This window comes from Pedobacter sp. 05T44 (assembly GCF_056395985.1).
The window spans coordinates 270,403-280,632 of record NZ_JBFTKO010000006.1 but is presented as its reverse complement, the minus strand read 5'-3'; the positions used below and the strand labels follow the sequence as shown (position 1 = coordinate 280,632).

10 protein-coding genes are annotated in these 10,230 nt (G+C 41.0%); 6 read left to right on the top strand and 4 right to left on the bottom strand.

Going from position 1 to position 10,230, the window contains the following annotated elements:
* Window positions 1-160 precede the first annotated feature (160 nt).
* Window positions 161-1,063 (bottom strand): DUF6268 family outer membrane beta-barrel protein, encoded by a 903-nt coding sequence (locus AC1DDK_RS12785; protein WP_337716558.1) that lies wholly within the window; start codon window positions 1,061-1,063, stop codon window positions 161-163.
* A gap of 328 nt (window positions 1,064-1,391) precedes the next feature.
* Between AC1DDK_RS12785 and AC1DDK_RS12780 the strand changes: the two genes are divergently transcribed.
* Together AC1DDK_RS12780 and AC1DDK_RS12775 are read left to right on the top strand one after the other, a co-directional pair.
* Window positions 1,392-2,222 carry a sensor histidine kinase gene (locus AC1DDK_RS12780; protein WP_477622371.1) on the top strand — a complete coding sequence of 277 codons (831 nt, stop codon included), beginning with the start codon at window positions 1,392-1,394 and terminating at the stop codon, window positions 2,220-2,222.
* Between the two features lie 4 nt (window positions 2,223-2,226).
* Window positions 2,227-2,979, top strand: a complete 753-nt coding sequence (locus AC1DDK_RS12775; RefSeq protein ID WP_337716554.1) for a LytR/AlgR family response regulator transcription factor — start codon at window positions 2,227-2,229, stop codon at window positions 2,977-2,979.
* Between the two features lie 21 nt (window positions 2,980-3,000).
* Here the strand turns inward: AC1DDK_RS12775 and AC1DDK_RS12770 are convergent, their stop codons facing one another.
* Window positions 3,001-5,385, bottom strand: a complete 2,385-nt coding sequence (locus tag AC1DDK_RS12770; protein WP_337716552.1) for an ABC transporter permease — start codon at window positions 5,383-5,385, stop codon at window positions 3,001-3,003.
* 248 nt (window positions 5,386-5,633) lie between these two features.
* On the opposite strand from AC1DDK_RS12770, the gene AC1DDK_RS12765 reads away from it, so the two are divergent.
* The 3 genes from AC1DDK_RS12765 to AC1DDK_RS12755 are packed head-to-tail and all read left to right on the top strand — an operon-like array spanning window position 5,634 to window position 7,707.
* Window positions 5,634-6,443 carry an SDR family oxidoreductase gene (locus tag AC1DDK_RS12765; RefSeq protein ID WP_288878993.1) on the top strand — a complete coding sequence of 270 codons (810 nt, stop codon included), beginning with the start codon at window positions 5,634-5,636 and terminating at the stop codon, window positions 6,441-6,443.
* A 4-nt stretch (window positions 6,444-6,447) separates the two neighbouring features.
* A complete protein-coding gene (locus AC1DDK_RS12760) occupies window positions 6,448-7,365 on the top strand; it encodes a helix-turn-helix domain-containing protein (protein WP_172659779.1) in 918 nt (305 codons plus the stop codon).
* Window positions 7,366-7,374: 9 nt separating this feature from the next.
* On the top strand, window positions 7,375-7,707 hold the full coding sequence (locus tag AC1DDK_RS12755) for a nuclear transport factor 2 family protein (RefSeq protein WP_288878991.1): 333 nt from the start codon (window positions 7,375-7,377) through the stop codon (window positions 7,705-7,707).
* 11 nt (window positions 7,708-7,718) lie between these two features.
* Here AC1DDK_RS12755 and AC1DDK_RS12750 read toward each other — a convergent pair whose 3' ends face one another.
* Window positions 7,719-8,249 carry an NAD(P)H-dependent oxidoreductase gene (locus AC1DDK_RS12750; RefSeq protein ID WP_172659777.1) on the bottom strand — a complete coding sequence of 177 codons (531 nt, stop codon included), beginning with the start codon at window positions 8,247-8,249 and terminating at the stop codon, window positions 7,719-7,721.
* A gap of 158 nt (window positions 8,250-8,407) precedes the next feature.
* Here AC1DDK_RS12750 and AC1DDK_RS12745 point away from each other — a divergent pair, with 158 nt between their 5' ends.
* Complete coding sequence (locus AC1DDK_RS12745; protein ID WP_288878990.1) at window positions 8,408-8,767, top strand: winged helix-turn-helix transcriptional regulator; 360 nt, start codon at window positions 8,408-8,410, stop codon at window positions 8,765-8,767.
* A 63-nt stretch (window positions 8,768-8,830) separates the two neighbouring features.
* Here the strand turns inward: AC1DDK_RS12745 and AC1DDK_RS12740 are convergent, their stop codons facing one another.
* Entirely contained in the window at window positions 8,831-10,033 is a 1,203-nt protein-coding gene (locus tag AC1DDK_RS12740) for an alpha/beta hydrolase-fold protein (protein WP_337716550.1), read from the bottom strand.
* Between the last annotated feature and the right edge of the window lie 197 nt (window positions 10,034-10,230).

Below are 10,230 nucleotides of genomic sequence, written 5' to 3'. Positions count from 1 at the left end.
GGACATATTATAAACGAAAAGTTCAGGAGGGAAAGAACAAGATGAGCGTTTTAAATGCGGTAAGAAACAAAATCATCCATAGGATATTCGCTGTAATAAAAAACCAAACCATCTATAAAAATGATTTGGTTTTGTCATAGAAATCGAGATGACGACGGCCCTAAAACCCAATCTGCAACCCTGCTGAAGCATACGCCGATGCCTTAAAAGAATACCCTTTATCCTGAAAAATCGTCTTTAAACTTCTATTCGTTATTTGTGCCGTCCGCGTAGCATTTAATCCAAAAGTGAGCGGTATAGAAACACGTTTCCCTATCTTTATTTCCGGACGCAATCCCAGAACAACATACTGGTGGGTAAATATCTTATCCTTTCCTTCCTGTTCCAATAAAGCCATCTGTCCGTTAATCTCCGTTACAAAACTTAGCCTTAAGTTTTTATTGACATTGTAGCCTGCCGACATTTCAAGACCGTCCTTCAGCGAAATATGAACACTATAACGTCCGGATGTGGTCCAGTTGAGGTAAAAAGCAGGAAATAGCATCGGAAATCCGAAAGAGTTATTGATAGCAAGACCACCTCCCAAATCCAGATTCGGCCTCAAATGACGAATGAAAACAACACTGGCACTAGCCAATGTATTTTTATACCTGATTTGCGACAATTTAGTACTTGGCATAAAAATTCCGCCACCTATCCCCGCTTTCAGTGACCACCTATCATTTAATGGCCGCTGATAATTAAGACTTAAACCCAGATTCAAAATCTCATTAATAACCAATGGTTCAGTAAAATTCCTATTATTAAGCTTAACATATGCCCCGCCTCCGCTAATAGACCACATCGTAGGGCGGTTTTTCTCATTCAACTTCATCGAGAGAGGAATGTTTATACCTCCCTGATAAACCATTGCTGAACCCTTACTATTCCCTATCGTCTGACTAGAGTCGCCTTCTGTTACCTGATACTTTGACGTCCCAAAATATTCAGTCTTGAAAAAAACCTGTGCACTGATGTTTGTACAAGTCACGCTTATAAAAACACAAATCAATAATAATCTCATAATTTTAATATATAGAAGACGTTTTTTACGTCTGTTGAGACAAATATCAAAGGGATTCCGGCGCGTCGAAAATAGTTTTGACCGATGGGCGTTTCGCTTTGACGCCTGGTAATTGTCTATAGATTAATACCCTTAACTTTGTGGCATGACACTTTTGAAAAACTACGATCGGTTTGTTATCCTCATATGGATATTCCTAACCATTGTCTTTGGCTTTCGATACATACCCGACTCATCTATTGTGGAAGGTGGCTTGTTGGCATTATGCGTCATGTCCTGCGTATACCCATTTACCACATACTTAAGCAAAAACCTGTTACAAAAAGCAATGAGACAAAAAAAGATGCTTTTGTTCGTCGGGCAGTTTTTTCTTGTGTCAGCCATATCTGCCATTTTTATACCTGCAATTCTTTATGGTTTTCTTTATTTAGAAGAAAGCGGCATTTTTCCTCCATCCGAGTTATTATTGGGGAGGAGTGTATTTGGCATAATGTACATAAATGCTTTACTGGTGGCCTTATTCGTTAATTTTGGATTTTGCGGATTGAGGTTCTATGAGGAAAACATGAAACTGCATGAAGCCTTGGTTCAGTCCCAATTACAAATACTTCATCAGCAAATCAATCCTCATTTCATGTTTAATGTACTAAATCACATCAACATACTAATGCTGGAAGATGTAGATCTGGCCTCTTCATTATTAATAAAATATTCTAAAATACTTCGTCATCAACTCAACAGCGAGAAAAACAGAAAAGTAAGCATAGAGCAGGAAGTTCAATTCTTAAAGGACTTTATTGATATAGAAAAAGTACGCTGGGGAAACGAGCTGACCATAAATTGTTCCTGGAAGGTCGAAGATAACGACAGGGAATTCCCCCCTTTGTTGTTGATTACATTTATAGAAAATGCCTTTAAACATGTTTCTCGTGGCATATCAGAGGCTTATGTAAAGATAAATTTTGAGCAGACAGCAAAGTCGGTTTGCCTGGAAATCGAAAACTCCAAATCGAATATTCAACAGGAAAAAGACAGCGTTTCGGGATTAGGACTAGACAACATTAGAAAACGTTTAGATATTCTTTATGCCAACGATTATAGCTTGACAATCAAGGATTCTGAAACAACTTATTATACAAAACTGGTGATCAAAATATAGAATTATGGCAGAGATACTACCGAAACAAACAAATAGTCCGCTACTAAGATGTTTAGTTGTGGATGATGAGCCCGTCGCAATTAAAGGGGTGGTCAACTTCATTAACCAGTTGGATTTTCTTGAGGTCGTAGATACCTGCACCTCTGCAATGAAGGCAACAGAGATATTGAAAGTAAAGGAGATTGACCTGATGTTTCTGGATATTAACATGCCCATGCTGTCCGGGCTTGAGTTTTTAGAATCCCTGGACAAATCCCCACTCACCATATTAACCACAGCTTATTCAGCGCATGCACTGGAAGGCTTCAGGTTGAATGTTGTAGATTATCTGTTGAAGCCCTTAGAGTTTCAACGTTTCTTTCAGGCAGCAAACAAGGCATTGGATCTGTTTCAATCTCGTATCGTATTACAAAATAGTAAGGAAGGCTCCGACTCAGATATGTACATCAGACAAGGTGATACTTTCCGGCGAATAGTTTGGGAAGATATCCTATTTGTGGAAGGAATGCAGAATTACCTGAAACTGCACTTCAAAGATAAGACCTTTGTTATTCATCAGACAATGACCTCATTAGAGGAAATGCTCCCTAAGGATTCGTTCTTCAGAATACATGTATCCTACCTGATTAACATCCGTAAAATCGACGCCATTTCCGGAGGCCGGGTTTTTATTGACGGAAAACAACTCCCTATATCACGCCACAGAAAAGAAGACCTGCTTAAAACGGTAGTATATATTAAGTTAATAAGCAAGTAAGTGTTGCTGCTATCCAAAAAGCTACTGCGACCTCAAACTTGTCGCCGGATTCATCATCGCAGCCTTCACAGACCTGTACCCCACAGTCAAAACCGCCACAGTCATATTTACCAGAATTGCCAGTACAAAAATCCCTGCCCCAATACTGATCCTGTAAGGAAAATTCTCGAGCCAGTTATTCATCACCCACCAACCAAGAGGCGCAGCAACTACAAAAGCAATTAGCAGCAAACGGGTAAACTCCTTACCAAAAAGCCATACAATGCTCTGCACACTGGCGCCCAATACTTTGCGCACACCTACTTCCCTGGTTTTTTGAGCAGCCATAAATGAGATCAGTCCGTACAAGCCCAAACAACCGATCAGTATCGCAATACCGGCAAAAACCTGTATCAGATTCAATATAATCCGGTCGCGATCATAAAACTTAGCAATCCTATCATCCAGAAAATCATACTTATACACATTATTCGGGTACACCTTAGCCCATACGTCCTTCATAGCACCAAGCGTAGCATTCATATTTGCCATATTCACTTTTACCGCACAAGCACCGTAATTATCACGCAAAGTGGTAATATAAAGCGCATCAATACCCTGATGGAAAGACTTATTGTGGAAATCCTTAACCACACCTACCACTGTACCCTTATAACCATTCATCACCGCAGTTTGCCCAATAGCATCCTGATTTTTGGCCAACCCCAGCTTCCTTACTGTGGTTTCATTAACCAGAAACTCACGCACGGTATCCGAAGGCATCAAATTACGCCCGGCTAGGATTTGCAAATTGAACATAGAAGCATAATTGGCATCCCCCGCTTTTGTTGATATGCCAAAATCTTCGGCCTTTGGGCGGGAACCAAACTGAATACTAGTGCTCGGAGCGAATTCAGAAGCCGGCGCATCACCACAAAACGTCAGATTTTCCACCCCGGTTATTCCCGAAAGTCCGGCTTTAAGCGCACTGAGTTTAGTAATTTCATTATTTGGAACCGGAAGCATTACCACAGCATCCCTGCGGAAACCCATATCTGCCTGCCTAGAATAGCGCACCTGACCAGCCACCACAAGCGTACCGATAATCAGTAACTGACAAATAGCAAACTGCATAACCACCAAGCCCCTCCTCATAGAAATACCACCGGCATCTTTTTGCGACAATTTCCCCTTCAAAGCCAGCACAGGCTGAAGACCAGCGAGGATCAAAGCCGGATAAGAACCCGACAGCATGATCATAACAAGGAACAATGCGGGCAAAAACAGCAACATATATACATCGCTGAAAAGATGAAGTTTCACCTGCACATCAAACAACTGGTTCACATAAGGTAAGCTCAACTCAGCCATAATCAAAGCCACCACCATAGCCAGCATCGTAATCGCCGCAGTCTCTACTATAAACTGCCAGAACAGCTGCCAGCGCTGCACCCCCAGCACTTTCTTGATACCAATTTCAATAGAACGCTTCAACGCCTGCGCAGTGGCCAGGTTAATAAAATTCACACAAGCGGTGATGATCAGGAAAACGCCGATTAACGACAAAGCCCATAGATTTCTCTTTTCAACCGGACCATGCAAATTAGGATTAAAATGGATATCAGAAAGCGGTTGCGCCCTGAATTGAAAATACTTGGCATCTTTCGCATTGTAATGACTTTTGGACATGGCAATAAGGGCCTCTTTTATTCTGGCAGGCGTTACACCCGGTTTAACCAGGATAAAACACTGCAGACTTCTGCTCACACTAAACCACCAATCCTTTTCAACCATCCATGGACTATGTTGTTTCAAATGCTCAAAAGGCACGTAAATTTCTTCAGGCCGATCGGTATTAACAGGCAGATCTTTTAGAATCCCTGCAACTGTCACACTAAATATATTATCTACACGAAAGGTCTTCCCAATAGGATCTGCCCCGCCAAAATATTTCCTGGCAATGCGTTCTGTAATCAACGCCGTATTGGGCACACGCAATGCCGATTGCTTGTTTCCGCGGATCAATGGTAAGTCCAGGATATCAAGAAACTCTGGCTCAGCAAAAGCCAGACTTTCCTCAAACTTTGCTTCTGTGCCATTGGCCGAAGGAATAGCAATAACCCTGTCGGGAATAGCCGCCACACTTGCAACCTTTTCCGCAAGCGGATAATCACTTCTGAAGGTTTCCGCAAGCGGCGAAGTTACCCCAGTGCTATAAGTAGTCTCTTCACCATGAAATTCCGTAGTGATCCGGTAAACCCGATCGGCTTTAGAATGGTAGCCATCAAAACTCAGGTGGTATTTCACCAATGCAAATATCAGGACAGCAGAGGCAATCCCCAGTGCCAGGCCAAGCACATTAGTAAGTGCATATGATTTATTGCGCTTCAAATTCCGGAACGCGATCTTGAAGTAATTTTTCAGCATAGCTATATTTTTTAATCAAAATCAGCATTACAACAACATAGCCATAAGGTAAAAAATCCTTTTTTAAGCCACAAACGCCAATTTCACGGCAAATCACTTGTGCGAATATGAACACCACTGTCCGAAATCAAACAACCTCCTCCTCTCCACCATACCTCCGTCATTTTGGCTACTACATTCCTCAATATGGCCACATCCAGCACCCAACTTCTGTTGACTTTTGTATATCACATTTAAACAATGACAAAATGAAAAAAACAATTTTTATTACAGGAGCATCTTCAGGCTTAGGAAAAGCCGCTGCCAAACTGTTTCAAAGTAACGGCTGGAACGTTATCGCCACAATGCGCAATCCCGACAAAGAAACAGAATTGAATACACTGGAAAATGTAACCTTACTACCATTAGACGTTACCAATGTAGAACAAATTCAAAACACAGTAAAAGAAGCAATAGCAAAACACGATATCGATGTGGTATTAAACAACGCAGGCTACGGATTGGTAGGTGCGCTGGAAGCGATTTCAGATGAACAGCTCGTGAAACAAATTGACACCAACCTGTTGGGGGTGATCCGCGTTACCCAGGCTTTTGTAGCGTATTTCAGAGAAAAGAAAAGCGGATTATTCCTGACCACTACTTCTATTGGCGGCCTCGTAACTTTCCCTCTGGACTGTATTTATCACGCTACAAAATGGGCTTTGGAAGGTTGGAGCGAAAGCATGTCATTTGAATTAGGCCTTCACAACATTGGCATCAAAACCATCGCACCAGGCGGAATTAAAACCAATTTTGCAGGAGAATCTTTAGCTGTTGCTCACCACCCTGCCTACGAAGAAGGATTAGAAAAATTATTCGGTTTAATGAATCCCGACAATTTTGAGCCGGTAGAATTAATCGCCAAAGTGGTGTACGAAGCCGCTACCGATGGTAAAGATCAACTTAGATATGTGGCTGGAGAATTTGCCAATCAACTATATGCAAGACGTCTCGAGATTGGTGCTGAAGCAGCAGTAAAAGAGATGAACAAAATGGTGTTCGGAGAATTAGTAAATTAGCACAATGAGGAAAGAAGCAGACAATCTTTTGAGGATAAATTCTATTTCAGAACTGCACCGGATGCTGGGCTTACCTAAACCCCTGCATCCGTTGATCAGCCTTGTAGATAATTCCACAATGGTAATGAATGAAGCCTATATCAAAAGTTCTTTTGTGTTCAATTTCTACAAAATATCTTTCAAAAAGACATTGAAAGGAGTATTCGGCTATGGTCAGGGATACTATGATTTTGACGAGGGTGGTATGATATTTACCGCTCCCAATCAACTGATCTCAATTATTGGAGATGATAAAGAGTACGAAGGTTTTTCACTGCTTGTCCACCCCGATTTTATCCGGAATTACCCCTTATGCAAGAACATAAAGTCGTACGGATTTTTCTCTTACGAAGCCAATGAGGCATTGCACCTGTCTGATAAGGAAAAGACAACTATTTTGGGCGTTCTGGATAACATTCAGCAAGAATTAAATGGCACTATCGACGATTTCAGTCAGGACCTCATGATTTCTTATATTGAAGTATTGCTGAATTACAGTAATCGCTTTTATAAACGGCAATTCATTACCCGTAAAGCGGTAAACAATGATTTACTCGTGAAAATGGAAGATGTGCTGAGCAGTTATTTTGACAAAGAGGAACCACTGGACAACGGATTGCTTACCGTGGATTATCTCGCACAGCATTTAAATGTTTCGCCAAGGTATCTTAGTGATATGCTCCGTTCCCTTACCGGACAAAATGCTCAGCAGCATATACACGAAAAACTGATTGAAAAAGCTAAGGAATTTCTGTCAACATCCCATTTAACAGTAGCAGAAATAGCCTATCAGCTTGGTTTCGAGCACCCCCAATCATTCAGTAAAATCTTTAAAAAGAAAACCAATGTCACGCCGCTGGAATTCAGGGCCTCATTCAATTAAAAAACCGCAATGGACATCAAATCATTTATATCAGACTGGATTAATCTGAGCAATGCCCTCGATACCGATAAATACCTCCAGAAATATAACACAGATGCTATTTTAGACGATCCTTCTGTTGGCAGAAAATTTATTGGATACGCTGGCATCAAAGATTATTTTACAAGCTATTTTATCGGATACAATACACATACCCGATTGATAAAACTGGATATCAATAATAACGAAGCACATCTGGAGGTAGAGTTTACCGGCGAATTTCCAGAGGGAAAAATCGGCGGCATATTTGACATGACATTTAAAAATGGAAAGATAGCAACCGTAAAAGCAGATTTAATTTAAAAAACAGTTTTTCACATCCCTCCCAGAAAAGAAATATAGTCCTTCGCACTCTCTTCAATTCTTGCTTCAGTTGCATCATGCTCCGCCCCATAAAAAGCAAAAAGTGGTTTATAATCTGCTTTGATATAATCAAATGTCACTTCAAACGGAGCAGTCAGTTCTTTGAGCGTATATTTATACCTTCCTTCCGAATGGTAATCCTCTTCATTTATACCCGCAGCAATACCCAAAGCTATTTTCTTACCAGCGAGTTTATACCCACTGCCTTTACCATATGCCCAGCCATGCGTCAACACCAGATCCAACCATCTTTTTAAAAACGGCGGACAATTAAACCAGTAAAATGGAAACTGAAATATGATTTTATCATGTGCTGCGACCAGTTCTTGCTCATGTGCAACATCAATTTGTTCATCCGGATAAAGGGCGTGCAGATCATGTATGGTATACTTTTCAGGGTATTTATTTAATTCTTCAATCCATCGCTTGTTGATTACCGAATTTTCGAGATCCGGATGTATCACAATCACCAAAGTCTTCATGCTATAATTATTAAAAGTTATGCGTTTAAATTTGCACTGCAAAGATCAGGCTTATAACGCTCCGCTGAAATACGGGGGTAATTAATCCCTTAGTGATAAATTAATCCCTATGGACTTAAACCATCAGTTTAGTACTTTTGAATTTTATAGAAAGCCATATGTATCAGCGAAAAATTCCCATCGATTATAATTGCGGCCTTATTGTAGCCATGGAAGTGGTAGGCTCTAAATGGAAATTTTGCATACTTGATGAAATTTCAAAAGGAGAAACCCGTCCCAGAGACATCCTAAATGCAATAACCGGCATAACCAGACGCGTATTACAGCAACAATTGAAGGAATTAGAATTTCATGGAATGATTGGAAAAACAAGCTATGCTGAAGTCCCTTTGCGTGTAGAATACCACCTTACCGAAACCGGAAAATCCCTTCTCCCGCTAATCTCTGCCGTTGATAAATGGGGATTGGAGTTCGCTCCCCAGTTAAAAACCGTTCTGGAAACTCCCCCAACATCCTAGCACACTCGTCATTTTTCCTCGTCATCTCCTTTGGTTAATCAAGGAGATGACGACCCCTTTAGATTAGCCCTTCCCTTTCATTACTCCTGCCTTTTTATAAAAACCATCTGACAACTCCCTCTTCCCTAACTCCTTATAATAATCACCCATTGCCTCATAAGATTTATAACTATTCGGATAATTTTTCAAATTCAAATCAAGATACTTCTTTGCTCTGTCAAATTGCTTAGACCCCATCAGTTCATGAGCCACCGCATTTATCAACTCTCCCGGAGGGGCAACTTTATACCCTAATCTCTTACTAACCATCTCGTAATGCGCTGCCAGTTTTCCATCCTCACTGTAATCTGGAGCAAAGAACCCTGGGAAAGGAAAACTGATCCCATAAAAATTATAAATAAAACCCATGGCATCAATAATGCCTGGCAAAGCAACACCTCCATGATCGTAATCAGGGTAGTATTTCGATTGGTAGATCAATGGATGCGCACCTATTATCGATTTAATGTACTGATCAAAATTCCACTCTGAACGCATAGGTAAAGTTCTGAGATTCGTATCCGTTTTTAGCGCCTCAATCGACAAACTTTTGTCAACCGAATGTGCGATAGCAAGAAAAACACTAGTATTAGAATAATCAGCAAGGGTAAGTTTGTTTTTTACAGAATTGATCCAGTTTTCCTTTTCCCACCAGGTGGTCGGGTCGAGCACAACATGGTTCTGGAACAATCCCTTATGATTCAGTAGAGCATTGATAGCAGCCAAACCCCCAAGCGAATGACCTATTATGGTGCGATGCGGAGCTGCAGGACAAATGGAATCTATATGTGGAATAAGTTCTTTTTCTATAAATCCAAGAAACTTTTCACCATCACCAGAACTGGCTGCCATGCCGGCAGGAACAAGAGGAGGATTCGGCCAGTGTGTAGGACTCAAATCTCTCATCCGGTCGGTATTGACTATACCTACAACGATGACCTTTGGACTTGAAAAGTTCCCACTGCCTCCGCCTTTGCTTTCGGAAATTGCGGCTATCGTTTGAAAGTATGAGCCAGCGTCAAGAACATAAATAACAGGATACTTCTGATCCGGTGCAAATTCGTCTGCTGGAGTATCCGGAAGATGGACAAGAATCTCTCGCTTTTCGCCCAGTATCTTAGAATAGATACTGTCCCGAAAGCCTAAAATCATTAACTTCTTAGTTTGGGCGACTAAGAAGAATGTTGAACTTACAAATAGTCCGATGGTTAAAATTAGCGTTTTCATAACGCAATGATAGCACTTGATACTACATGCCTTAAACAAATGTGACGGAACCCCGAAAATATGTGACCAATTGAAGAATGAAGCTACAGAACGCTATTTTCCTATAAAAATATAACACTTCTTCTTCCTAACCCACTTCGTCATTCTTCCCGTCATCTCCTTTGATTAACCAAAGGAGATGACGGTGGCCGCCCCTC

Excerpts from the sequence above, each read along its gene's own strand:
- AC1DDK_RS12785 (WP_337716558.1), bottom strand. The coding sequence starts at position 1,063 with ATGAGATTATTATTGATTTGTGTTTTTATAAGCGTGACTTGTACAAAC.
- AC1DDK_RS12780 (WP_477622371.1), top strand. The coding sequence starts at position 1,392 with ATGAGACAAAAAAAGATGCTTTTGTTCGTCGGGCAGTTTTTTCTTGTG.
- AC1DDK_RS12775 (WP_337716554.1), top strand. The coding sequence starts at position 2,227 with ATGGCAGAGATACTACCGAAACAAACAAATAGTCCGCTACTAAGATGT.
- AC1DDK_RS12770 (WP_337716552.1), bottom strand. The coding sequence starts at position 5,385 with ATGCTGAAAAATTACTTCAAGATCGCGTTCCGGAATTTGAAGCGCAAT.
- AC1DDK_RS12765 (WP_288878993.1), top strand. The coding sequence starts at position 5,634 with ATGAAAAAAACAATTTTTATTACAGGAGCATCTTCAGGCTTAGGAAAA.
- AC1DDK_RS12760 (WP_172659779.1), top strand. The coding sequence starts at position 6,448 with ATGAGGAAAGAAGCAGACAATCTTTTGAGGATAAATTCTATTTCAGAA.
- AC1DDK_RS12755 (WP_288878991.1), top strand. The coding sequence starts at position 7,375 with ATGGACATCAAATCATTTATATCAGACTGGATTAATCTGAGCAATGCC.
- AC1DDK_RS12750 (WP_172659777.1), bottom strand. The coding sequence starts at position 8,249 with ATGAAGACTTTGGTGATTGTGATACATCCGGATCTCGAAAATTCGGTA.
- AC1DDK_RS12745 (WP_288878990.1), top strand. The coding sequence starts at position 8,408 with ATGTATCAGCGAAAAATTCCCATCGATTATAATTGCGGCCTTATTGTA.
- AC1DDK_RS12740 (WP_337716550.1), bottom strand. The coding sequence starts at position 10,033 with ATGAAAACGCTAATTTTAACCATCGGACTATTTGTAAGTTCAACATTC.